A 22,836-nucleotide genomic window follows, 5' to 3' on the forward strand; every position below is an offset into this window, starting at 1 on the left:
GGGCCTGTTGGCTCTGATACTGCAGACCTGATACAGGAGTTTGTTTAGATGAAACGTCGCGAATTCTCTCTGGCTGCCTCGGCAGCTGCTGCCGGTGCCCTGAGTCTGGGTGCCTCCTCCAGCTGGGCCCAGGGCGCTGCGCCCAAGGAAGGCAAGGACTACATCAAGCTGGGCAAGCCCGCCAGCGTGAGCGCGCCGGCCGGCAAGGTCGAGGTGGTCGAGTTCTTCTGGTACAGCTGCCCGCATTGCAATGCCTTCGAGCCCCAGTTCGAAGCCTGGGCAAAGAGCCAGCCTGCCGATGTGGCGGTGCGCCGCGTGCCCGTGGCCTTCAATGCCTCTTTCGTGCCTCAGCAAAAGCTGTACTACGCTCTGGAGGGCATGAACCTGCTGCCCCAGCTGCACGCCAAGGTGTTCCGCACCATCCACGTGGATCGCAATCTGCTCAAGACCGACGACGCCATCTTTGACTGGGTCGGCAAGCAGGGCGTGGATCTGGCCAAGTTCAAGGAGGTCTACAACTCCTTCACCGTGGCCAATCAGGCGCGCAAGGCCGCTCAGCTGCAAAACGAATATGACGTGGAAGGCGTGCCCGCCATGGGTGTGGCCGGCCGCTACTACACGGACGGCACCAAGGCCGGCAATATGGACAATGTGCTGCGCGTGGTCAATGCGCTGGTCGCCTCCAGTCGCAAGGCCTGAGATCAGCCAGCAGACGTCAGTGACGTTTGACGCCCAACAAGCCCGCCGCCGTGCGGGCTTTTTTGTGGGTGTTTTTTACGCAAGTTGCAAAAAGGGAATGACTACAATGGATGCAAGAAACGTGCCTTCCATGAAAAAAACACTCCTACCTCTTGCGCTGGCCTGCGCCCTGGCAGCAGCGACCGGCATTGTCCATGCCGAAAAAGCCGACAGCGCCAAGCCCATGAATATCGAGGCGGATGCGTTGCGTCATGACGAGCTGCAGCAGACCAGTGTCTTTACTGGCAATGTGGTGATGACCAAGGGCTCCATCGTGCTGCGCGGTGCTCAGCTCGATGTGCGGCAGGACGCCGAGGGCTATCAGTACGGTGTGATCAAGGCCGAGGCCGGCAAGCGAGCGTTCTTCCGTCAGAAGCGCGATACCGTGGCCGGTCAGCCCGAGGAGTTCATCGAGGGCGAAGGCGAAGTCATCGAGTACGACGGCAAGGCCGATATCGTCAAGTTCATCCGTCGTGGCGAGATGCGCCGCTACCGTGGCGGTCAGCTCAGCGATCAGGTCACGGGCTCCATCATCGTCTACAACAACATCACCGACGTCTATACCGTCGATGGCCAGAAGACCAGCGGCGGCCTGCCGAGCTCCTCCGTGGGACAGGGTGGCCGTGTGCGCGCCATCATGGCGCCCAAGGACGGCACGCCGGGAGCACAGCCCAAGCCTGCAACACCTGCCACGCAGCTGCGCCAGAGCATGACGCTGGGCGGTGAGAAAGCCGACGAGAAGAAATGAGCGAGCCGACTTTCTCCAGCAGCCGCAGCGGCGAGTCCGACAGCCGCCTGGAGGCCAAGCATCTGGCCAAGTCCTACGGCAGCCGCAAGGTGGTCAAGGATGTGTCCCTGTCCGTGCAAAAAGGCGAGGTGGTCGGTTTGCTCGGCCCCAACGGTGCAGGCAAGACCACATCGTTCTACATGATCGTGGGCCTGGTGCGCAGCGACGGCGGCGAGATCTTCATCGACGGCCAGCCGGTGGGCGGCATGCCGATTCACCAGCGTTCGCGCCTGGGCCTGTCCTATCTGCCTCAGGAAGCCTCCATCTTTCGCAAGCTCAGCGTGGAAGACAATGTGCGCGCCGTGCTGGAGCTGCAAAAGGACGAGCAGGGCAAGACGCTGACGCGCGACGAGATCGAAAAGCGCCTCACGGGCCTGCTGCAGGAGCTGCGCGTGGAGCATCTGCGCCAGTCGCCGGCGCTGGCGCTGTCCGGCGGTGAGCGCCGTCGCGTGGAAATTGCCCGCGCCCTGGCCACGCAACCGCGCTTCATTCTGCTTGACGAGCCGTTTGCCGGCATCGACCCGATCGCGGTGATCGAGATCCAGCGCATCATCGGCTTCCTCAAGGAGCGCGGCATCGGCGTGCTGATCACCGACCACAATGTGCGCGAGACGCTCGGCATCTGCGACCACGCCTTCATCATCAGCGACGGCCATGTGCTGGCCGAAGGCACGCCCGAGGAGATCGTGGAGAACGCCGATGTGCGCCGCGTCTATCTGGGCGAACATTTCAGAATGTGATGACCCCCACGCTCCCTCACTTTGTGTGGTCGCTGTCCCCGGAAGGGGCCCTGACCGGCTGCGCCGGGGTTTGCCCTGGGGCGGCCCGGCGGCAAGTCCATAGCACTGCGCGCGTTTGCGATGATTGTCTGGGAGCCGCGCCTCGATGAAGCCAGGTCTCTCGCTACGCGTTTCGCAGCATTTATCGCTTACGCCGCAGCTGCAGCAATCCATTCAGCTGCTGCAGCTCTCCACCCTGGAGCTGGCGCAGGAAGTCGAGCAGATGCTGGTCGACAACCCTTTTCTGGAACGTGCGGGCGATGAGGCAGAAACTGCGGGGGATGCTCCTGTAGATGTAGCTGCTAGCGCCAGTGAATACAGCACTTCAGATGGTATTCATGCTGAAAGAGATGCATCGCAAGCGCAACAAGCTACTGAAACGGTAGCGGAGACATCAAACCCCGAAACCCCGGAAACGCTGAACTGGGAGGCCGACGGCATGGACGGCCAGGACGGGGAATGGGGCGGCGAATCCAGCAGCGAGTGGGATACGCCCTCGGCCAGCAGCTCCACGCGCAACCGCGACGGCGATGACGAAACCGATGCCATCGATCTGGCGCGCGAGCACCAGAGCCTGACCGACTTTCTGCACCGTCAGGCGCTGAGCCTGCATCTTGGTGCGGCGGACATGGCTGCACTGCGCTTTCTCATCGAGTCGCTCAGCGACGACGGCTATCTCGAGGATTCCCTGCAGGAGTTGGCGCAGAGCCTGGCTGGCGACGACTTGGAGGAGCGCGAGGAGCTGGAGCAGCACTTTGCCATTGCGCTGAAGCTGCTGCAAAGCCTGGAGCCCGTGGGTGTGGGCGCGCGCGATCTGGCCGAGTGCCTGCAGCTGCAGCTGCGCGATCTGATCCGCACGGCCGAGGACGAGGGCACGACCGAGGCGCATATGAGCCGGCTGCTGCTGGCGCAGGCCATCTGTGCCCAGCCCATGGACCTGCTGGCGCGGCGCGATCTGCGCAAGCTCACCAGCCTGTGCGGTGCGCGAGAGGAGCAACTGCGCGAAGCCATGGCCCTGATCGCCAGGCTGGAGCCGCGTCCGGGGCGCCGCTTTGTCGACGTGGAACGCCATATCGTGGTGCCCGATGTCATCGTGCGCCCGGTGCGGTCCGGCTCGGGCCGGGTGGACTTCTCCGTGCAGCTCAACCCCGAGGTCATGCCGCGTCTGCGCGTGCACGACATCTATGCCAGCGTGCTGCGCCGCCACAAGAACAGCGACGGCCATGCGGCGCTGCAGCAGCAACTGCAGGAGGCGCGCTGGTTCATCAAGAACATCCAGCAGCGCTTCGACACCATCTTGCGTGTTTCCGAAGCCATCGTGGAGCGGCAGAAGAACTTCTTTGTGCATGGCGAGCTGGCCATGCGCCCGCTGGTGCTGCGCGATATCGCCGACACCCTGGGCCTGCACGAGTCCACCATCAGCCGCGTGACCACGGCCAAGTACATGGCCACGCCCCAGGGTACCTTCGAGCTCAAGTATTTCTTCGGTTCGGGCCTGGGCACGGAAACCGGCGGCAGTGCTTCCAGCACGGCCGTGCGTGCGCTGATCAAGCAGTTTGTCGATGCCGAAGATGCCAGAAAGCCGCTGTCGGACGCCAAGCTGGCCGATATGCTCAAGGAGCAGGGCATCGAGTGCGCGCGCCGCACCGTCGCCAAATACCGCGAGCAGCTCAAGATACCGACGACCACGCTGCGCAAGGCGCTGTAGGGCACCGCAGAAACAAGAAAGCCGCTGATGCATCGCACAGCGGCTTTCTTGTTCTGTATTTAGGGCGGGAGCCTTGATAAGGCATTCCTCAAGCAAGGGGCAGCGAGCAAGAGCCGCCCTTGCGGCGATGCTGCCGTCCCCCTTGGGGGCGCCCGGCCAGGGGAAGGCGCGTAGCGCCTCAGGGGGTTATCAAGAAACCAACCACCAGATAAACCAGACCAGCACGCCGATCATCAGGCCGAACTTGAGGATCTTGTAGAAGGTCGGATTCCAGTCGCGGAAGGCACGGCGGTACTTGCCCGCATAGAACGAGATCTTGAACAGCTTGCTGATCATGCCGCGCGGATCGCCCTCGTTGTTGGGCGAGCTGGCGGCGGCCACCACGTTCTTGCCCAGCCAGTGATTGAGCCACTGGGCAAAGCCATTGGTCATGGGGCGCTCCACATCGCAGAACAGCACGATGCGATTGCCTTCCGAGCGGTTCTCGGCCCAGTGCATAAAGGTCTCGTCGAAGATCACGCCTTCGCCTTCGCGCCAGCTATAGGGCTGGCCGTCGACCTCGATCATGCAGCGGTCGTCGTTGGGCGCCAGCACGGCCAGGTGATAGCGCAGCGAGCCCGCATAGGGGTCGCGGTGCAGATTGAGCTTGGCGCCGGGCGGCAGCTCGGCAAACATGGCGGCCTTGACGCTGGGAATCGATTTCACCAGGGCCGTGGTCTTGGGGCACAACTCCATGGCCGAAGGGTGGGCGTCGCCGTACCACTTGAGGTAGAAGCGCTTCCAGCCGGTCTTGAAGAAGGAGTTGAAGCCTGCGTCGTCGTTGTTGGCTGCGGCCTTGATCTGCATGTTCTTTTGCAGATTGACGGCTTCCTCGCGGATCTCGCGCCAGTTGGCCTGCAGCGGCGCCAGCTCGGGGAAGGTGCTGGTGGGCAGATAGGGCGTGCGCGGCACCTTGCTGAACATCAGCATGAAGACGTTGAACGGCGCTGTGAACGTGGAGTGGTCAAACAATTGCTTGACCACCTTGTGGCGCACCTTGCCGCGCAGATGCATGTACAGCCCGCAGCCAAAGAAGAGCAGCACCAGTGCCAGAACGATAATTTTTGCCATAAGGACCAATTTTACCGGGGGCACCCCGGCGGCCACCATGGGGGCAGGTCAAACAGAACCGGGGTAGGGGAATATCAAAAGCAATAGCTGCCGGCGCTTGACGGCCAAGCGCAGCAGCCGGTCGGGATCAGATACTCAAGGCAGGGCCAGCACGGCGCAGTTGCAAAGGTCGGCGCTCTCGAAGGCTGTTCTGTCGCCGGCTTTGAGGCCCGGTACGGGGAACAGGCGCACCGTCAGCGGCTTGTTGAGGCGAAACGCCATGGTGCCTGTATCGCGCATGACGGCGGCGATCTGCTCGGCGCTGCTGTCGCCCGGCACCGGCACGGTATCGAGGCCGATGCCGCAGACGCTGCTGTAGGTCAGCAGGGCGCGGATATCGAACTCGTCATTCAGACTGGCCTGGGCCAGGCCTTGGTCCTCGGTCACGGCCAGCATCAGGCCGCTGAAACCGATCTGTGTCACGCCGTTGACCGATTTGAAGACGCGGGTCAGCAGGGCCGAGGCTTCCACCGTGCCGCTGGCGCCGAAACAGGGCACGCCCAGCAGTTGGTAGACATCGACCATGGAGGCGCAGGATTTGGACGGCGCGGCCGAGGTGTCCATGCCCGCGATATGCCAGCCCTCGGCCAGTTTCACGCCGTCGGCACAGCGCTGGATGGCAGTGGCATGCTCGTTCAGGGCCTGGCTCAGGCGCTCGAATGCGAGCCTGAACCACGCCGCGTGATCGAGCTGCAGGCGCTGCTGCTGCAGCTTCTGCAGTTCCGCCACCATGAGGTCTGGCGTTTCCAGACCCAGCACCAGGGCGCCGTGGTGCTGGCCGCGGTGGTAGCTGGCCGGGAAATAGGGAATGCCGGGCGCGCAGTTGAAGTTGACCGTGAAGTTGAAATTGCCTTCGCCGCGCGGCGTGGTGCACGCGATCTGCTGAATTGCCTGCACGCTGCTGGCCAGCAAGCCGGTCTGCAGAAAGCCATGTTCATCCAGATCGATATTCACGCAGGCGTTGCACAGGTCGCCATAGGCGGCAATCAGCTGCGGCAGCAGGGCCACTTCCTGCGCATTGCGCGCCTCGCCCACGGCAAAGCGGATGCGGCGTTTGCCGGTGTTGATGGCCTTGAGCGTTTCGGCAATGCGCTGCAGGCCGGCAAGGGCGCTGTCTATGCCGCTGACGTCCAGGTATTCTCCGTACGGGTTACTCACAATGCGGATGGACTGCACCTGATAGCCCTGGGCCTCGATGGCATCGGCCACGGCATCGCATTGCTGCTTGGCCTGGGTCAGGCCGGCCTGCCACTGTGCCTCATCGGCGCTCAGGTTGACAAAGGCGGTGACGGTGCGCACGCGCACCAGCGGGTTGAAGCTGATATTCATAGCAGTATCCGTAGGCGGGAGAATGGCTGGCGGCCATTTTGCCTCTGAATACGCCGATCACAGCAGGCGCGTGCCCAGCGGCACCTGCTTGTCGGGCACGCACAGGGCCACAGCTCCCGTGGCATCGTGAAAACCGGTCACAAGACATTCGCTCATCAAGGGACCAATCTGCTTCTTCGGAAAGTTGACCACGGCCACCACCAGCCGTCCTATCAGCTCCTCGGGCCGGTAGTGTGCCGTGATCTGCGCGCTGGACTTGCGCTGGCCCAGCTCGGGACCCAGGTCCACCAGCAGCTTGTAGGCGGGTTTGCGGGCCTCGGCAAATACCTCGGCCTGCAGCACGCGGCCCACGCGCAGCTCCACCTTCATAAAGTCGTTCCAGCTGATTTCTTCCATGTCGTCATTGCTCCTTGGCCTGGCATCATGCCTTGGGTCCTGCGAGCATCTGTAGAGCAACGCTTGTCGTGCGCGGGCACCGGAAAAGGCCTAGCGCGTATGCTTATGCCCTGTAAAGCGCACAACAGGCTCCCGTGAGCGTCCGGCGCCTGCGCCGTTGCTGGCGCGCACTGATTTCTATGAACCAACTGCATTTGTTTCTGCCCTGCGCCGCCGGCGTCGAGGGCTTTCTGGCCGACGAGGTCCACGCCATCACCGGCGCCAGCGGGCAGGATCTGCTCGTGGGCCGGGGCGGCGTCATGCTGCGCGGCATGTGGCGCGATGCCATGCTGCTCAATCTGCACAGCCGTCTGGCCCAGCGCGTGCTGATCGAGCTGTCGCACACCATGTACCGCAGCGAGAACGATCTGTACCGTGCCGCCAGCGAGGTGGCCTGGGAGATCTGGTTCACGCCCAAGGAAACCTTCAAGATCGAGGTCACGGCCCAGCACAGCCCGCTGACCAGCCTGAACTTTGCGGCGCTCAAGGTCAAGGACGCGATCGCCGACCGTTTTCGCGCCAAGCGCAACGGCGTGCGTCCCAGCGTGGAGACCCACTACCCCGATGTGCGCGTACATCTGCACCTGACGACCGACGGCGCCACCATCTATATCGACACCTCGGGCGAGGCGCTGTTCAAGCGCGGCTGGCGCGAGGACAAGGGCGATGCCCCGCTCAAGGAAACCCTGGCCGCGGCCATGATTGCTGCCTCGGGCTGGAACCCGCATGGCGACAATCCCCAGCCGCTGTACGACCCCTGCTGCGGCAGCGGTACCCTGGTGATCGAGGCCGCGCAGATCGCGCGCAGGATTCCGGCCGGCATTCTGCGTCGCTTTGCGTTCGAGAAGCTCGTGCCCTTTCAGCGTCATGTCTGGGAAGCCATGCTGGATGAGGCAGAGAGCCAGATCCTGCCTGAATCGCCGGTGGGCATTTACGGCTCGGACATCGCTTTCCGCATGGTGGACTTTGCCCAGCGCAATGCCGAACGTGCGGGTGTGTCCGGTACCGTCAGCCTGCGCGGTGGTGATGCCTTGCAGCGCATGCCGCCCAGCGAGCAGCCCGGCATGATGCTGCTGAACCCGCCCTACGGCGAGCGTATCGCGGCCGCCGGCAGCGCAGGCCGCAATGCGGCGGAGCGCATGGGCCAGGTCGAGCGCGCAGGCCGTGAAACCGCGCAGACCGAGGATGGCGGCGAATTCTTCAACCAACTGGCCAGCCACTGGAAGAAGAACTACAGCGGCTGGAGCGCCTGGATGCTGACGCCCGACCTCAAGCTGCCCAGCAAGATGCGCCTCAAGGAGTCACGCCGCACGCCCATGTGGAACGGTCCTATCGAGTGCCGTCTGTTCCGCTTCGACATGGTCAAGGGCGCGGTCAAGCCACGCAAGCCCGCGGACGATGCTGCTCAGAGCGGCAAGCCGGAAGGCCGGCCTCAATGAAGATCGCACCCCTGCGCTGGCCGGCCTGCAACGCCGGCTACGACGGCCCTTTGCCGCGTCCCATGATTCTGGACACCAATGTGGTGCTGGACATGCTGATTTTTGACGACCCGGATATTCCCGCCATCCGCGAGCTGGTCGCCCGTGGCGAAGTGCGCTGGATTGCCGATGAGGCCCAGCGCATCGAGCTGGGTCGTGTGCTGCACTACAGCCAGATTGCGCCGCGCGTCAGCTACTACGGCAAGACGCCCGAAGGCGTGATGGCCGCTTTTGATGCAGCCGTCGAATATGTGTCCGCCGCACCCAAGATTCGCTTCACCTGCACCGATCCCGACGACCAGCATTTCCTCGATCTGGCCAGCCTGCACAAGGCCTTGCTGGTCAGCAAGGACAGGGCCGTGCTCAAGCAGCGCAAGCGCGTGGCAACGCACTATGGCGCGACGGTGGGCAATGTGGTGGTGATGGAAGAGGAGCGGCTGGCCGCCTAGTGTGGCGAAGCAAGGCGTGCACCCCGGTATTGACTGGCAGCGCTACTTGGAGCTGCTGTGTCAAACAGGCTCTTGCACCTGTTTTGGCCTGAATATTGCTTCCGTTGCCTGCTTGTTGGCTCAGTCGAAAAACCGCATGCCCGCATAAGGCCGCAAGCGGCATTGCGCCAGGCGGCTTTCCAGCGAACCGACATGGGCTTCGAGCTGGTGGCCGTCCGGGTCCAGAAAGTAGAAGGAATCGCCTTCGCTGTGGTTGCTCTTCCACTCCCGGACCCCGCATGACCTGGCATGCTCCACAAAGTGCGCGAAGTCCTGCTGAGCAAGGGTGAATGCGTAGTGGGTGTAGTCAGAGCTGCAGGCCTGTCTTCGCTGTTCGTCTGACGACAGGCACAGCCACAGATTGCCGAGTCCCAGATAGGCACCCGTATCCCACTGCGCGCGTGGACGAAAGCCCAGCTCGCGCACATAGAAATCCAGGCTGAGCGGCAGATCCGCGACGGCCAGAGTGAGGTGGTTCAGTCCTGAAAGCATGGTGGCGATGGGCAGGCTTGGCACAAGCCACCCAGTGTGCCATTGCCTTGCATCCGCTCTGTCCCTGCATGGCGCAGTCCTCGCGGGCCAGCAGGAGCTGCGCACCGCCTGTGTTGCGCCCACGGCATCCAAGGCGCCGCTCCTGTCGGCATCGGGCCTGCCGAATCCGTCGCAGTCCGTCAAACCTTGCATTGCCCCATGGAATCCGCAGGCGTTGACGGCCGGAGCCAACGAAGCGCCGGCCCATGGTGTGGCGGCCGAACCACCCATGGCTGGCCCGGATTTGCCCATGCGGATTAGGATTCATGCCGCAGGGACGACCTTGCCGGACCATGCGATGCATGGCCTGTATTCCTGCCGGGACGGCCTGGCCATTCGATCTTCAAAGAGGTTTTCTATGGCTTGGGTTTATCTGCTGGTGGCCGGCGTTCTGGAAGTGGTCTGGGCCTTCACCATGAAGCAGTCCCATGGTTTCACCAACCTCAAGTACAGCGCCATCACCATCGTGGCCATGATCGCCAGCTTCAGTCTGCTGTCGGTGGCCATGCGCACGCTGCCCCTGGGCACGGCGTATACGATCTGGACCGGAATCGGCGCCGTGGGTGCATTCCTGGTGGGCGTCACGGTGCTGGGCGAGCAGCTCAGCGCCATGCGCGTGGGAGCGGCCGTCCTGATCGTCAGCGGTCTGGTGCTGATGAAGCTGTCAGCGGAGTGAATGCCCGGGCTTCGTCCCGGACAGTGCTGCAGTTCCATGCGGAACTCGCTCTCGATCTCCTGGTGTGAATGGATGCGGGGGACGAACGCGTGGGGTGAAGCGCATGGCGCGACAATAACGGGATGACATCCTCCACGACGCCCCTGCATCCCAGCGCAGCTTCGGCCCGCAAGGCCCAGCCCAAACTGACCACGCTGGACAAGACCCGCATTGACGACACACGCATCAAGATCGTGCGCCCGCTGCTGACTCCAGCACTGCTGGAAGAGTGGCTACCCGTGACCGAAGAGGCGCAGCAACTGGTCGAATCTAGCCGTGCCGCCATCTCGCGCGTGCTGCATGGCCAGGATGACCGGCTGGTGGTGGTGGTCGGACCCTGCTCCATTCACGATCACGATCAGGCCATGGATTACGCGCGCCAGCTCAAGGTCCAGGCCGATGCGCTCAAGGACGATCTGCTGATCGTGATGCGGGTCTACTTCGAGAAGCCGCGCACCACCGTGGGCTGGAAGGGCTATATCAACGATCCGTACCGCGACGGCAGCTTTGCCGTCAATGAAGGGCTGGAGCTGGCGCGCCGCCTGCTGCTCGATGTGCTGGCGCTGGGCCTGCCTGCGGGCACGGAATTCCTGGATCTGCTGTCGCCGCAGTTCATCAGCGACCTGGTCAGCTGGGGCGCGATTGGCGCGCGCACCACGGAGAGCCAGAGCCATCGCCAGCTGGCCAGCGGTCTGAGCTGCCCCGTGGGTTTCAAGAACGGCACCGACGGTGGCGTGAAGGTGGCCAGCGATGCCATTTTGGCCGCCCAGTCCTCGCATGCGTTCATGGGCATGACCAAGATGGGCCAGAGTGCGATCTTCGAGACACGCGGCAATCAGGATTGCCACATCATCCTGCGCGGCGGCAAGGCTCCCAACTACGACGCGGCCCATGTTCAGGCAGCGTGCGAAGTGCTGGAAAAAGCGGGCCTGCATCCGCAGGTGATGATCGACTTCTCGCATGCCAACAGCAGCAAGCAGCACCGTCGCCAGATCGATGTATCAGCGGATGTGGCCGAGCAGATTGCCGGGGGCGACACACGCATCACCGGCGTGATGATCGAAAGCCATATTCACGAAGGCCGTCAGGACATCGTGGAGGGTGAGGCGCTGGCCTACGGCGTCTCGCTGACCGATGCCTGCATCAGCATGGAGCAGACGGTGCCGGTGCTGGAACAACTGGCAGCCGCCGTGCGCGCACGGCGCCTCAAGGCGGCCTGAGGCCAGGCACACGAAGCTGGATGAACAAGAGGCGCCGTGGCGCCTCCTGTTCTTTTCAAGGGGAGAGTCCTTTTGGACATCGGGCGGAATGCCCGTATCTTCAAAGCTCCAGCGTCAGCTTGAGCATGTCCTTGTGCTGCACGCCGCGCTCCCACAGCGGCGTGGTGTAGTTCTGCAAAAAGAAGTCGCGCTCGATGTCGGTGACGCGAAAACCCAGGCGTTGATAGAACAGCAGCTGGTCGCCAAAGCTGCCAGTTCCCACTTCCAGCTGTTGTACGCCGCGTTCGCGCATCTCACGGATGGCGCGCTGCAGCAGGGCCGAACCTATGCCCTTGCTCTGCCAGGCCGTGGATACGGCCATATTCATCAGCTCCCATCGTTGAAGGCCGTCGCCCTCGGGGACCAGCACGCATACGCCGATCAGGGCGCCGAGGCCGCTGGGCGTGAACTGGGTCGTCTGGCGCGCTCCAAAACAGGTGGAGCCGGGCAGATAGCGCTTGACGCGCTCGCGCGAGGGGTCGGCCAGCAGCAGCAGATGCCAGGGGGCTTCTGCGGGGTTCATGGTGGTGATATGCCAGGAGTCGGTCGTGCCCGGGCCGGCCAGCGTGGAGCTCATGCGCGCACTCCCTTGCGGCGGAAGGCGGGCGCTGCATATCGGCCGGGCTGGATGTCGGCATTCACTCGATGGGACGAAAGCCCGTCCATCTGCTGCAAACCACAATCTCGCGCCATTTCCACTTTCCACCTGCGGGAGTTGTGAGCCCGCCACAAATATTGTCAACAGGCCATAGCGTAGCAGTCGGAGGGCAAATTCGGTGACGTACTGGTGAAAAGTACAGCGTTCTGCGGCAATTTTGATGCAGGAATCTCGCAAATATTGATCTGCACAGGCCTTGCAACTGCGTGAGCAGGTACTTCAAGGCAGTGCATTGACGAGGCTGACGCCCTTTGCGCAGGACGGGCTTTGCAAAAGCGGAGATAGTGGTTTATACTTAGCCGAAAGGGTTAACCCTTAAGGTTTAACCCGCGAATGACAGCACATGAGATGCGTGCTGTCCATCGCTTGAAGTGCATCTCTTGATTTCATAGAAAGCTCATCATGCGCCAAGCTATCAACTCCCTGATCGAATTCATCCAGGAAGCTCGCGAGTTCCATCTGGATCTGGCCAACCAGTAATCACGCACTGGTTCGAGAAACAGCCGCCGCTCAAGGCGGCTTTTTTTCGTCCCGAAAGAGATGATCAGGCCGCCAACAGGCCCTGTTTCTCTATGAAGGCGACCACCTCGTCCAGACCTTCCAGTGTCTTGAGGTTGGTCATCACAAAAGGCTTGAGCCCCTTGGGCGTGGTGCGCTGCTTGATGGTGTCGCTGCGCATGATGTCCAGATTGGCGCCCACATGGGGGGCCAGGTCGGTCTTGTTGATGACGAAGAGATCGCTCTTGGTGATGCCGGGGCCGCCCTTGCGCGGAATCTTCTCGCCTGCTGCCACGTCGATCACGTAGATGGTCAGATCGGACAGCTCGGGGCTGAAGGTGGCAGCCAGGTTGTCGCCGCCCGATTCGATGAAGACGATGTCGGCATCGGGGAAGTCCTTGAGCATGCGGTCGATGGCTTCCAGGTTGATGGAGGCATCCTCGCGAATCGCCGTGTGCGGGCAGCCGCCGGTCTCCACCCCCATGATGCGCTCGGCGGGCAGGGCACCGCTGATGGTCAGCAGGCGCTGATCCTCCTTGGTGTAGATGTCGTTGGTGATGGCAACCAGGTCCCATTTGCCGCGCATGGCCTTGCAAAGCATCTCCAGAATCGTGGTCTTGCCCGAGCCCACGGGCCCGCCTATGCCCACGCGCAGCGGCGGCAGCTTCTTGGTGCGGTTGGGGATATGGTGCAGTGCGGTCGACATGGTGAGTTCTTTAGTGAATGAGAGGGTTGCGATCAGCGGGCCTTGCCGTAGGCACGCTCCACCTTGGCAATGCGCAGCTCGAAATGCTGGTACCAGGTGGTGTGACCTTTTTCCTGGGCGATCTGGTGTTCGGCGTTGTGCTTCCATTGACGGATGGCTTCCTCGCTTTCCCAGTAAGACACGGTGATGCCGAAGCCTTCGGCATCGCGGGTGCTTTCAGCGCCCAGATAGCCTGCCTGCTGGCCGGCCAGCTCCACCATGCGGTCGGCCATCTCGCCATAGCCCTGGTCCGTCTGGGTGCGCAGGGAGGTGAAGATGGCGGCGTAGTACGGTGGTTGGGGTGTGGCGGCAAACAGTGCAGACATGGCGGATGGAGGTTCAGCTACGGAAAAGTCGAGAATACTGGTGTTCATGCTGGGCCGAGAGAATGGCCAGCATGGGCGAGAAAGCCTGTCTTGCGTTGTCCGGCAATGCCAGCGCGTATTCGACGGCGGCGGGAATCTCGGAAGTCAGACGCGCCAGGATGCGCTGGCCGGCGTTCTGGCCCAGGGGCATGGCCTTGATGGCGGCCTGAACCATGTTCTCGGCCCAGCCAAAGGCATAGGCCAGCAGTGCATCACGCGGTGTGGCGCCGGTGCATTGGGCTGCCAGCGAGAAGGCGATGGGGTAGCTGGCATCCTGCGTGGCCAGCCAGTGGACGTCGGCCAGCGCGGCTGCTTCGTCGGCGTAGCGGTTTTTCAGCCACTCGGTCAGCGAGCGGCCCATCTGCTCGGTCTGCAGGCGAAGCTCGCTGGTTTCGCGCGTGACTCTTACCCACTGGTTGAGACGGGCAATGCGCGCCAGATCCTCGCTTTTCCAGGCCGGCATGGCCTGCGCAATCACGGCCATGTCCCCGCGAGACTGGGTCAGATGCAGCTGCTGCAGCAGCCAGCCGGCGGCCTCTGATTCGGTTGTGACCAGCGCCGCATTGATGGCCGCTTCAAGCCCTTCCGAGTAGGAAAAACCGCCGATGGGCAGGGCCGGCGAGGCCAGCCACATCAGTTGCAGAAAGCTCTGCGCGCCAAGAGCCAGCAGTGGCTCAGTGGGCGTGGTCATGCGAGTGTCCATGGCCGTGATGATGGTGGCTGTGGCCATCATTGGTCACATGGCCGCCATAGGCGCCTCCTTCGGGCTCGAAAGGCAGATCGGCTTCGACCACCGTCATATGCATGCTGCGCAGCATATCGGCCAGCACATGGTCGGGTTCGATCTTCAGATGGTCGGGCTGCAGCTCGATCGGCACATGGCGGTTGCCCAGATGGTAGGCCGCGCGCATCAGGTCAAACGGCGTGCCATGCTCGGCGCAGGCCGTGATGTGCAGCACTTTTTGCGGTGCGGCCAGCACGCGGATCAGGCTGCCGTCTTCGGCCACCAGCACATCGCCGCCGCGCACGGCCTGGCCGCGTGGCAAGAAGACGGCCAGCTCGCGACCCTGGCTGTCGGTGGCAGCAAAGCGGCTCTTCTGACGCACGTCCCAATCCAGTTCCACGGACGCGGCGCGTTTGAGGATGACGGTGGAAAGGCCCTGGCCCTGGAGCAGCAGTTTGTTGGCAGTGAGCATGGTGAATTCACAATGAAATAAAAGGCCCGAACCAGATTGGCGCGCATGTTGCATGCCCAGCGCATATCAGTGATTTTGATGGACAACTCTTTTGGAAACTTCGACAGAAATGGCAGCTCCGACCTCTTTGCATGATGCGCCTGCCGACTGGCAGGGCTGTGGCGCAGCCTATGTGGCGGTGTATGGCACTTTGCGTGCCGGTGGCATCAACGATATTGCAAGGCTCCAGCCAGGCGTTGCCTGTGTCGGCAGGACCCAGCTGACCGGCACTTTGCATGACCTCGGCTGGTACCCGGGCCTGAGGCTGCAAGGCTCGCAGACCGTGCTGGCCGAGGTCTACCCCATGGACGCAGCGCTGGAGCGGGCCATGGACCGCATCGAAGGCCTGTGGCCCGAAGACCTGGGCGAATACGCCAAGCGCATTCTGACCCTGCCCGTGATGCTGACCCAGGGCGGTCAGCAGTCCATCACTGTGCTGGTCTACGAAGCCTTGCCCGCCACCGTGAGCGCTGCGCCGGAGCTTGCCGTCAGTGACTGGCTGGCCTGGTTTGAGGGCAAGGGCATGCAGCATCCGGATTCGGAGTTTCAGCTCAACACCGCTCAGAACAGAAAATAGCGCTGTGCCATGGGCAGGCTGACCGCGGGCTCGCAGGTCAGCAGATCGCCATTGGCGCGCACGGCATAGGTCTGGGCATCCACCTCCATATGCGGCGCCAGATCGTTGTGGATCATGTGCTGCTTCTTCACATTGCGTATGCCCTTCACCGCCGACAAGGTCTTTTGCAGGCCGAAGCGCTGGCCAATGCCGGCGGCAAGCCCTGCCTGGGAGACAAAGGTCAGCGAGGTCCTGGCAAGCGCTCCGCCAAAGCTCGCGAACATGGGGCGGTAATGCACGGGCTGAGGCGTGGGAATGGAGGCGTTCGGATCGCCCATGGCCGCCATGGCGATGCTGCCGCCCTTGAGTATGCAAAACGGCTTGACGCCAAAGAAGGCCGGCTTCCAGATCACGATATCGGCCCACTTGCCCACCTCGATGCTGCCCACCTCGTGGCTGATGCCATGGGCAATCGCGGGATTGATGGTGTATTTGGCGATGTAGCGCTTGATGCGGAAGTTGTCGTTGCGCGCGCCGTCGCCGCTCAGGGCGCCGCGCTGCAGCTTCATCTTGTGTGCCGTCTGCCAGGTGCGCAGTATGACCTCGCCCACGCGGCCCATGGCCTGGCTGTCGGAGCTGAACATGCTGATCGCGCCGATGTCGTGCAGGATGTCCTCGGCAGCAATCGTTTCCTTGCGGATGCGGCTTTCGGCAAAGGCCAGGTCTTCGGCAATGCCGGCGTCCAGGTGGTGGCAGACCATGAGCATGTCCACATGCTCGTCCAGCGTGTTGATGGTGTAGGGGCGCGTGGGGTTGGTGGAGCTGGGCAGCACATTGGCCTCGCCCACCACCTTGAGGATGTCGGGCGCATGGCCGCCACCCGCGCCTTCGGTGTGGAAGGTGTGAATGGTGCGGCCCTTGAAGGCGGCCACGGTGTCCTCCACAAAGCCGGACTCGTTGAGCGTGTCGGTGTGGATGGCGACCTGGGTGTCGGTGTCCTCGGCCACATCGAGGCAGTTGCTGATCGCTGCCGGCGTGCTGCCCCAGTCCTCGTGCAGCTTGAGGCCGATGGCACCGGCACTGATCTGCTCGTGCAAGCCGCCGGGCAGGCTGGCATTGCCCTTGCCCAGAAAGCCCAGATTCATGGGGAAGGCGTCGGCGGCCTGCAGCATGCGTTCCATATGCCAGGGGCCTGGCGTGCAGGTGGTGGCGAAGGTGCCGGTGGCCGGGCCGGTGCCTCCGCCGATCATGGTGGTCACGCCGCTGGTCAGTGCTTCTTCGATCTGCTGCGGGGCAATGAAATGGATATGGGTGTCGATGCCGCCTGCGGTGACGATATTGCCTTCGCAGGAGATGATCTCCGTGCCCGGGCCGATGATGATGCTCACGCCCGGCTGGGTGTCGGGGTTGCCGGCCTTGCCTATGGCCACGATGCGGCCGTCCTTGAGGCCGATGTCGGCCTTGACGATGCCCCAGTGGTCCAGGATCAGTGCGTTGGTCAGCACGGTATCGACCGCGCCACCTCCGTCAGGGCCGGTTCCCGTCCCGTCGCGTGTGCGCTGGCTTTGCGCCATGCCGTCGCGGATGGTTTTTCCGCCGCCGAACTTCACTTCCTCACCATAGCCGCCAGCGGCCAGGGTGTAGTCTTTTTCGACCTCGACGATGAGTTCGGTATCGGCCAGGCGCAGGCGGTCGCCCACGGTGGGGCCAAAGGTTTCTGCGTAGGCTCGTCGGTCCATGGTGGCCATTGAGAAATCTCCGATTCAGGTGTTCAGCGCAGGGACTGCTGCTGGGCCGCCGGTGGCTGGGCGGCGGGGCTTGTGCTGAGCAGGTCGCGCAATGTGCCCAGTGCCAGGGCCAGCAGCAGGGCAGCGCAGCAGCGGTAGGTAAAACGGCTCCAGTGCGCGGCAGCGCGGCGGAAAAGCCGGTCCACCAAGGCTGCGCAGACAAAGCACCAGAGCAGGGACGAAGTCATGAATCCCGCGAAGAAGACCCCGTAATCGCTGGCGCCGGGCTGTGCCACGCCCACCGCCCCGAGGGCGCTGCCCATGGCGGCCCAGTAAGCCAGGTTTTGCGGGTTGGTCAGCGACAGGGCCATGCCGCGGCGCAGGGCCTGCTTCTGCGTGGCGGCGGCGGTGTTTGAAGCATCGAGCCGGTGTTCGGTACGCGCGGCCTGCCAGCTGTCCCAGGACAGCCAGAGCAGGTAGGCAGCGCCCGCCAGGCCAATCGGCCAGCGCAAGGCGTTGATCTGCATGACCAGACCAATGCCGGCCAGGCCCAGCAAGGCCCAGCTCGCATCGCCCACCAGGGAGCCCAGCTGCACGGCCAGCGCCGGACGATAGCCGCCGCGCACACCTTGGCGCACGGTCTCTGCAAACACTGCTCCGGGCGCTGCGTTGAACACCAGGCCCAGCACAAAAGCAGAAGCAAACAGCATCAGCATGGCAGGTCAGTCCCTGGCAATTGCGGGCAATGCACCCTGGACCAGACCGCGAAAACCATAGATCTGGCGGTCGCCGCCGATCTCGACCAGCTCCACCGTGCGTTGCTGGCCCGGCTCGAAGCGCACGGCCATGCCGCTGGCAATATTCAGGCGCATGCCGTGGGCGGCCGCGCGGTCGAAATCCAGGCCCGCATTGGTTTCGGCGAAGTGGTAGTGCGAGCCGACCTGAATCGGCCGGTCGCTGGCATTTTTCACCACCAGCGTGAGCGTGCTGCGGCCGGGGTTGAGTGCATGGCTGCCCTCGTCAAGAATCAATTCACCGGGAATCATCTTTCGTTTCCTTGCGCAAAGGCCTTGTGCTGCGTTGTGCCAGGGTGTTTCATATCAGACCAGTTTCGTCAGCATGAAAGCGCCGAGTGCGGCAGTGGTTGCACCGCCGAACCTGGCCGCCCATTGGTGGCGCTGCATGACGGCATGACCGAGCACCATGCCGGCGATATGCAGTGTGGCCGAGCCCAGAGCAATGCCCAGCAGTGCGCCGACGGCTGCCAGACCGCTGTCTCCAGCCAGCTCAAAGCCGTGCGCAGCGCCGTGGAAGAAGGCAAACACCGCAGTCAGGGCGGCGGCGGCGGCCCAGGGCATTTTTTGCTGAACCAGAACCAGCAGGCCCAGCACCAGCACCGATGCGGCAATCATGGGCTCCACGCCCGGCACCCACAGGCCGGCAAAGCCGGCCACGGCCCCCGCCACCAGAAGGGCCACAAAGGCCGCAGGTGCACGCCAGGCCGTGCGCAGGCTGGGCATGGTCAGCGCACTCCAGGCACCCACGGCCAGCATGGCGGCCAGATGGTCAGCACCGGTAAACGGGTGGGCAAAGGCATGACCCAGGCTGTCGAGAAAGTGGTGATGGCCGCCTGCATCGGTGCCCATATGTGCGAGGGCGGACAGGGGCAGTGCAGTCGCCGCGGCGGCTGTGGTGGCAAGGAGCTTATTGAATTTCATAGCTATCTGCGCTTGATGGATAAGGGTTTGATGGCTGAAAGGCTTGAAGCCTCTGGAGGCTGCTTCAGGCGATGGGCTCATGCACGGTGACCAGCTTGGTGCCATCGGGGAAGGTGGCTTCGATCTGGATGTCGGGAATCATTTCGGGGATGCCCTCCATCACATCGGCGCGGGTCAGCACGCTGCGGCCTTCGCTCATGAGCTGGGCCACGGTCCTGCCATCGCGTGCACCTTCCATCACAAAGGCACTGATCAGCGCCACGGCCTCGGGGTAGTTGAGCTTGAGGCCACGAGCCATGCGCCGCTCGGCCAGCAGGGCCGCAGTGAAGATCAACAGCTTGTCTTTTTCGCGTGGTGTCAGTTCCATCTTCTTCAATCCCTCAGTCGGCACGCGCATCCGGCAGGGCTGAATGAACGCGAGGAGTCAGTTTCATGCCCTTTTATGTAGCAAGTGCCATGCCAAAGGCCAGTCTTTATTGCCAGCCTGCAGGCAAGCCGCCGCAGGTGTTTTGCACCTTGTTGGTGCTGTCGGCACGCAGTTGTGCACCACGGCGTATCGGTGAGGCAGCGATGGTGCTTTATGGTGCATTGTCGATCCGTGGCGGTGCATTGCATGGCACGAACTTTGCTGTTCTGGTGCATGTACAAAAGACCATTGAATAGGGGATTCGCTCAGGGCCTGGGTACCACGGCAAGACTCGGAGTGCTGGTCTTGGGCGGTACGCTGTGGACGGCTTCAGCCGTACAAGCGCAAACAGCCGAGGAAGGCGACAAGGTATTGCCCGAGGTGAGGGTGAGTGCCATGGTCAAGGGACAGGCACTGGATGAGGCGCAACGCGCGTTTTCCGTCACCGAGTTCAGGCGCGACGAAATTCGCGAGCAGCCCAGACAGGAGGTGGAATCGTTGTGGAGCCAGGTACCTGGCATGCATGTCAATCACTACCAGCTCAGCGGTGTGGCCAACGGGCTGGTGCTGCGCGGCTTTGGCGGCGGCGGCCACGGCGGCGATGTGGCGGCCACACTGGATGGAATCCCGCTCAACGAAGCCATGTCGCATGCGGATGGCTATTTCGATCTCAATGTGGTGGTGCCGCTGGAGCTGGACAAGGTCAATGTCTATCGCGGTCCCGTGTCGGTGCTGCAGGGCAATTACAACCGCGCAGGGTTGCTAGAGCTGCGCACGCGGCGCAACGGCAGCTATGCGGAGTTCGATGTCAGCGCCGGCTCGCATGGCATGTTCGATGCACAGGCCGCTATCGGGCGCGAGCTGGAAGGCGGGGATCAGCTCAACCTGGCGACTCAGCATGCACGCGGTGATGGCGCGCGGCCCAGCGCGGGCTATGAGCGAAGCACCATCAGCGGTACCTGGAAGCATCATGTGCATGAAAAGCTCGATATCTCGCTGTCCGGTCGCTGGCATGAGGCGCGTGGCGACTCGCCCGGCTATCTGACTGAAACGCAATGGCGGCAGGACCCACAGGGCAAGGACAGCCGCGTGGTGGGTGATGGTGCCAACAAGCACTTTGGCACGCTGCGCCTGGATGCGCAGTACGCACTGGATGCCGATACCCGTCTGCTGGGCTTTGTCTACGGCACGCAGCAGGATTTTGTGCGCTGGTTCACCCGCCCGCGCAGCACCACCTGGATGCAGCGCGAGGAGCGCTATGACCGCAGCGTGCTGGGAGTGGGCCTGAATCTCAGCGGCAAGTCGCTTCTGGCGGCGCGCGAGTTGAACTGGATGCTGGGCCTGGAGCAGGTGCGCGAGTCAACCGACTATGGCTACTGGGATGGATTGCTGGATCGCCGGCGTACCGGCCCTGCACTGAATGATCGCAATACGCGGCTCGACAACACGGCGATCTACGGCCAGGCTGGCTGGCAGTCAACGGCCTGGTTGCAGACCACGGCGGCCTTGCGCTGGGACCGTTTTGACGGCCGCTGCCGTCTGCTGGGAGCGGAGGCCGGTGGCGATGAATGCAATCGCATGCAGGGCCGCAGCCATGCCAGCCCCAAGCTGGGAGCACTGGCGCAGCTCAATGCCCGCACAGCCGTGCGTGCCAGTTGGTCGCAAGGCTTTGCGCTGCCCAGCGACTTTGCCAAATACGCGCTGCGCAACAGCGATCTGCACGCCAATGTCTTTCGCCAGAGCGAGCTGGGCGTGGAGTGGAAACCATCAGACCATTGGCTGATCGATGCCTCGCTCTACCGCATCAGCTCCAGCCATGAAATACGCAGCACGGCACCTGGTGAGTATGAAAACCTGGGCGCGACCGTGCGCAAGGGCGCCGAGCTGCAGCTGCACTGGCTGCCCAGCCGCGATTGGCATATGGAATGGGCTTATGGCCACAACCGCTCCGAAGTCACGCAGAACGCGGATGCCGCACTGCTGGGCCGGCGCGTGGTGGCCGTGCCCGAGTACTCCAGTACCTTGCATGCGCGCTGGATGCCGCGCAGCGATGTCACCGTGCATGGATTGCTGCGCCATGTGGGGCGTGCGCCCATCAACGCCAGCAATACCGAATGGGCCGGCAGCTATCGCTGGCTGGACCTGGGTCTGCAATACCGATTGCCCGCAAGCCTGGCGCGTAATGCCAGCCTGAGCCTGTGGCTGCGCAACGCCGCCAACACCCGCTATGCCAGTACCACCACCATGATTGCCGGCCAGCGTCTGGTCGCCCCCGGCGCGCCGCGCAGCGTGCAGCTGGGCCTGCAATTTTCCTTATGATTTCCGGAGCTTCCATGTCTGTTTGCAGCACACGTAAAAACATCATCGCGCGCATTCTGTGCACCACGGCCGCAGCCTGGCTGCTATGCGCCCATCCGGTCTCTGCCCATAACGTCTGGCTGGAGCCTGATGCGCAGGGCGGCTATGTCTTGCAGTTTGGCGGTCATGAAGGCAGGACAGAAGCCTTCGATCCGGCCAAGCTGCAGCGTGTGCATGCCTATGACCTGCGCGGACGTGAAGTGCCCAGCGCCATACAGAATGTGCAGGGTGGCATCCGCATCAAGCCCGATGCCAGTGCTGCGCTGATCGCTGTGGAACTCGATAACGGCTATTTCAGCAGTACGGGTGCCGAGGGCGCCATGCTGCCTTTGCCCATGGACCAGAACCCCGGTGCGGTGCGCGGCGTGCATGCGCGCAAGTTCCACAAGACCGTGGTGCGCTGGGGCGCCGTCATGCAAAAGCCGCTGGGGCAGATGTTCGAGGTGGTGCCGCTTCAGGGGCAGTCTCCCCATGCCGGTCAGCCGCTCAGGCTGCAGGTGTTGCTGCATGGCAAGCCGCAGTCTGGCGTGAGGCTGTCCTGGGGTGAGAAGGGCTCTCCCACGATGACGGACGCGCAGGGGCTGGCGACCATGACGCCTGCTGTCGGCAGCAATACGCTGCAGGCCATACTGCGTCAGCCTGTGCAGGGCGACCCCAGGACCACCGAGAACAGCTACGAATATCTGCTGCGCTTTGCCGTGCATTGATGAAGCTGCGCTCCGTCGGCCTTCGCACCGGAGAGCAGATTCTGCAAGGCATCCGCGAGGCGAGGATTTGGCGTGCAGATGAGCAAGCTGCATGTCTATGCGGTGCAGGACGGCAAGGCCTGCAAACAACTCGATCCGCGTTGCTGCAGGCTGAGACCAAGACTGCTCTCGATCCGTGGACTGGCAAGCTGCGCAGCGCGGCCTTGCCGGCATGCCTGCAGCCGGTCTGAGGTGACAGGCTGTCGTGCACTTCAATAGTGCCGGCTGGTTTGCGCGGTCTGCATCTGGTGCATGCAGCACTGCAATGGTGCCTGTATGTGGTCGATGCTGATCGCACAAAGTTGCATTCGGCCTGTGCTCGGCAAAAAAGCGGCAGCAGCGCCGCAGTATGCAGTGAGCAAGCCATGGTGGGTGGTGCTGGCACGGTAATTGCACTTCAGTTTTTGCGGTCAATGTGACCGAACAAA

26 protein-coding genes and 1 pseudogene are annotated in these 22,836 nt (G+C 63.1%); 13 read left to right on the forward strand and 14 right to left on the reverse strand.

Annotation, left to right across the window (positions count from 1 at the left end):
• The first annotated feature begins 48 nt into the window (after window positions 1-48).
• From ACWGXF_RS17770 to ACWGXF_RS17785, 4 genes are all read left to right on the forward strand, one after another.
• On the forward strand, window positions 49-699 hold the full coding sequence (locus tag ACWGXF_RS17770) for a thiol:disulfide interchange protein DsbA/DsbL (RefSeq protein WP_256629049.1): 651 nt from the start codon (window positions 49-51) through the stop codon (window positions 697-699).
• A gap of 130 nt (window positions 700-829) precedes the next feature.
• Window positions 830-1,486, forward strand: coding sequence for a lipopolysaccharide transport periplasmic protein LptA (gene lptA, locus ACWGXF_RS17775; RefSeq protein WP_003068194.1), 657 nt, complete (start codon window positions 830-832; stop codon window positions 1,484-1,486).
• A complete protein-coding gene (gene lptB / locus ACWGXF_RS17780) occupies window positions 1,483-2,265 on the forward strand; it encodes an LPS export ABC transporter ATP-binding protein (RefSeq protein ID WP_012840179.1) in 783 nt (260 codons plus the stop codon). Before lptA ends, lptB begins: the two co-directional genes overlap by 4 nt.
• 145 nt (window positions 2,266-2,410) lie before the next feature.
• Window positions 2,411-4,012, forward strand: a complete 1,602-nt coding sequence (locus ACWGXF_RS17785) for an RNA polymerase factor sigma-54 (RefSeq protein ID WP_256629047.1) — start codon at window positions 2,411-2,413, stop codon at window positions 4,010-4,012.
• Between the two features lie 189 nt (window positions 4,013-4,201).
• Here ACWGXF_RS17785 and ACWGXF_RS17790 read toward each other — a convergent pair whose 3' ends face one another.
• From ACWGXF_RS17790 to ACWGXF_RS17800, 3 genes are all read right to left on the reverse strand, one after another.
• Entirely contained in the window at window positions 4,202-5,122 is a 921-nt protein-coding gene (locus ACWGXF_RS17790) for an aspartyl/asparaginyl beta-hydroxylase domain-containing protein (RefSeq protein ID WP_080746150.1), read from the reverse strand.
• A gap of 135 nt (window positions 5,123-5,257) precedes the next feature.
• Window positions 5,258-6,490: a DUF711 family protein gene (locus tag ACWGXF_RS17795; protein ID WP_256629044.1), complete on the reverse strand. Its 1,233-nt coding sequence runs from the start codon at window positions 6,488-6,490 to the stop codon at window positions 5,258-5,260.
• A gap of 57 nt (window positions 6,491-6,547) precedes the next feature.
• On the reverse strand, window positions 6,548-6,886 hold the full coding sequence (locus ACWGXF_RS17800; RefSeq protein WP_039050220.1) for a tRNA-binding protein: 339 nt from the start codon (window positions 6,884-6,886) through the stop codon (window positions 6,548-6,550).
• A 179-nt stretch (window positions 6,887-7,065) separates the two neighbouring features.
• On the opposite strand from ACWGXF_RS17800, the gene ACWGXF_RS17805 reads away from it, so the two are divergent.
• Complete coding sequence (locus ACWGXF_RS17805) at window positions 7,066-8,364, forward strand: THUMP domain-containing class I SAM-dependent RNA methyltransferase (RefSeq protein ID WP_452102223.1); 1,299 nt, start codon at window positions 7,066-7,068, stop codon at window positions 8,362-8,364.
• Window positions 8,361-8,852: a PIN domain-containing protein gene (locus ACWGXF_RS17810; RefSeq protein ID WP_256629041.1), complete on the forward strand. Its 492-nt coding sequence runs from the start codon at window positions 8,361-8,363 to the stop codon at window positions 8,850-8,852. The genes ACWGXF_RS17805 and ACWGXF_RS17810 overlap by 4 nt, the downstream gene beginning before the upstream one ends.
• Before the next feature lie 120 nt (window positions 8,853-8,972).
• Here ACWGXF_RS17810 and ACWGXF_RS17815 read toward each other — a convergent pair whose 3' ends face one another.
• Complete coding sequence (locus ACWGXF_RS17815; protein WP_256631288.1) at window positions 8,973-9,383, reverse strand: VOC family protein; 411 nt, start codon at window positions 9,381-9,383, stop codon at window positions 8,973-8,975.
• A 397-nt stretch (window positions 9,384-9,780) separates the two neighbouring features.
• On the opposite strand from ACWGXF_RS17815, the gene ACWGXF_RS17820 reads away from it, so the two are divergent.
• Together ACWGXF_RS17820 and ACWGXF_RS17825 are read left to right on the forward strand one after the other, a co-directional pair.
• Window positions 9,781-10,098: a DMT family transporter gene (locus ACWGXF_RS17820; protein ID WP_452102224.1), complete on the forward strand. Its 318-nt coding sequence runs from the start codon at window positions 9,781-9,783 to the stop codon at window positions 10,096-10,098.
• Window positions 10,099-10,220: 122 nt separating this feature from the next.
• The gene (locus ACWGXF_RS17825; protein ID WP_256629039.1) at window positions 10,221-11,357 is read left to right on the forward strand and encodes a 3-deoxy-7-phosphoheptulonate synthase; all 1,137 of its coding nucleotides are present in this window, start codon (window positions 10,221-10,223) and stop codon (window positions 11,355-11,357) included.
• 100 nt (window positions 11,358-11,457) lie between these two features.
• On the opposite strand, the gene ACWGXF_RS17830 is transcribed toward ACWGXF_RS17825, so the two are convergent.
• From ACWGXF_RS17830 to ureE, 5 genes and pseudogenes are all read right to left on the reverse strand, one after another.
• Window positions 11,458-11,973 (reverse strand): GNAT family N-acetyltransferase, encoded by a 516-nt coding sequence (locus ACWGXF_RS17830; protein ID WP_012840170.1) that lies wholly within the window; start codon window positions 11,971-11,973, stop codon window positions 11,458-11,460.
• A gap of 625 nt (window positions 11,974-12,598) precedes the next feature.
• A complete protein-coding gene (gene ureG, locus ACWGXF_RS17835; protein ID WP_003068221.1) occupies window positions 12,599-13,258 on the reverse strand; it encodes an urease accessory protein UreG in 660 nt (219 codons plus the stop codon).
• Window positions 13,259-13,290: 32 nt separating this feature from the next.
• Window positions 13,291-13,623 (reverse strand): antibiotic biosynthesis monooxygenase family protein, encoded by a 333-nt coding sequence (locus ACWGXF_RS17840; RefSeq protein ID WP_003068222.1) that lies wholly within the window; start codon window positions 13,621-13,623, stop codon window positions 13,291-13,293.
• A gap of 13 nt (window positions 13,624-13,636) precedes the next feature.
• Window positions 13,637-14,353: an urease accessory protein UreF gene (locus tag ACWGXF_RS17845; RefSeq protein ID WP_256629037.1), complete on the reverse strand. Its 717-nt coding sequence runs from the start codon at window positions 14,351-14,353 to the stop codon at window positions 13,637-13,639.
• Window positions 14,340-14,858, reverse strand: a pseudogene (gene ureE, locus ACWGXF_RS17850) (urease accessory protein UreE); the annotation flags it as partial. The gene ACWGXF_RS17845 and the pseudogene ureE, both read right to left, overlap by 14 nt.
• Window positions 14,859-14,967: 109 nt before the next feature.
• Between ureE and ACWGXF_RS17855 the strand changes: the two are divergent.
• Entirely contained in the window at window positions 14,968-15,474 is a 507-nt protein-coding gene (locus ACWGXF_RS17855; protein WP_256629035.1) for a gamma-glutamylcyclotransferase family protein, read from the forward strand.
• On the opposite strand, the gene ureC is transcribed toward ACWGXF_RS17855, so the two are convergent.
• The 5 genes from ureC to ACWGXF_RS17880 form a co-directional block, all read right to left on the reverse strand.
• The gene (gene ureC, locus ACWGXF_RS17860) at window positions 15,459-17,201 is read right to left on the reverse strand and encodes an urease subunit alpha (protein WP_256629034.1); all 1,743 of its coding nucleotides are present in this window, start codon (window positions 17,199-17,201) and stop codon (window positions 15,459-15,461) included. The genes ACWGXF_RS17855 and ureC overlap by 16 nt on opposite strands.
• A 23-nt stretch (window positions 17,202-17,224) precedes the next feature.
• Window positions 17,225-17,896, reverse strand: a complete 672-nt coding sequence (locus ACWGXF_RS17865; RefSeq protein ID WP_039050214.1) for a LysE family transporter — start codon at window positions 17,894-17,896, stop codon at window positions 17,225-17,227.
• A gap of 6 nt (window positions 17,897-17,902) precedes the next feature.
• The gene (locus tag ACWGXF_RS17870) at window positions 17,903-18,226 is read right to left on the reverse strand and encodes an urease subunit beta (protein ID WP_039050213.1); all 324 of its coding nucleotides are present in this window, start codon (window positions 18,224-18,226) and stop codon (window positions 17,903-17,905) included.
• A 54-nt stretch (window positions 18,227-18,280) separates the two neighbouring features.
• Window positions 18,281-18,898: a HupE/UreJ family protein gene (locus tag ACWGXF_RS17875; protein WP_452102225.1), complete on the reverse strand. Its 618-nt coding sequence runs from the start codon at window positions 18,896-18,898 to the stop codon at window positions 18,281-18,283.
• Window positions 18,899-18,962: 64 nt separating this feature from the next.
• Window positions 18,963-19,265 (reverse strand): urease subunit gamma, encoded by a 303-nt coding sequence (locus ACWGXF_RS17880; protein ID WP_003068240.1) that lies wholly within the window; start codon window positions 19,263-19,265, stop codon window positions 18,963-18,965.
• A gap of 65 nt (window positions 19,266-19,330) precedes the next feature.
• On the opposite strand from ACWGXF_RS17880, the gene ACWGXF_RS17885 reads away from it, so the two are divergent.
• From ACWGXF_RS17885 to ACWGXF_RS17900, 4 genes are read left to right on the forward strand one after another with little or no spacing between them, the layout of a single operon-like run.
• Complete coding sequence (locus ACWGXF_RS17885) at window positions 19,331-19,561, forward strand: hypothetical protein (RefSeq protein WP_256629030.1); 231 nt, start codon at window positions 19,331-19,333, stop codon at window positions 19,559-19,561.
• A complete protein-coding gene (locus tag ACWGXF_RS17890; protein WP_256629028.1) occupies window positions 19,554-21,623 on the forward strand; it encodes a TonB-dependent receptor in 2,070 nt (689 codons plus the stop codon). The genes ACWGXF_RS17885 and ACWGXF_RS17890 overlap by 8 nt, the downstream gene beginning before the upstream one ends.
• Window positions 21,624-21,637: 14 nt before the next feature.
• Window positions 21,638-22,369, forward strand: coding sequence for a DUF4198 domain-containing protein (locus ACWGXF_RS17895; protein WP_256629026.1), 732 nt, complete (start codon window positions 21,638-21,640; stop codon window positions 22,367-22,369).
• Window positions 22,369-22,599, forward strand: a complete 231-nt coding sequence (locus ACWGXF_RS17900) for a hypothetical protein (protein WP_152965007.1) — start codon at window positions 22,369-22,371, stop codon at window positions 22,597-22,599. Before ACWGXF_RS17895 ends, ACWGXF_RS17900 begins: the two co-directional genes overlap by 1 nt.
• Window positions 22,600-22,836 lie beyond the last annotated feature (237 nt).

This window comes from Comamonas sp. HJ-2 (assembly GCF_053615495.1).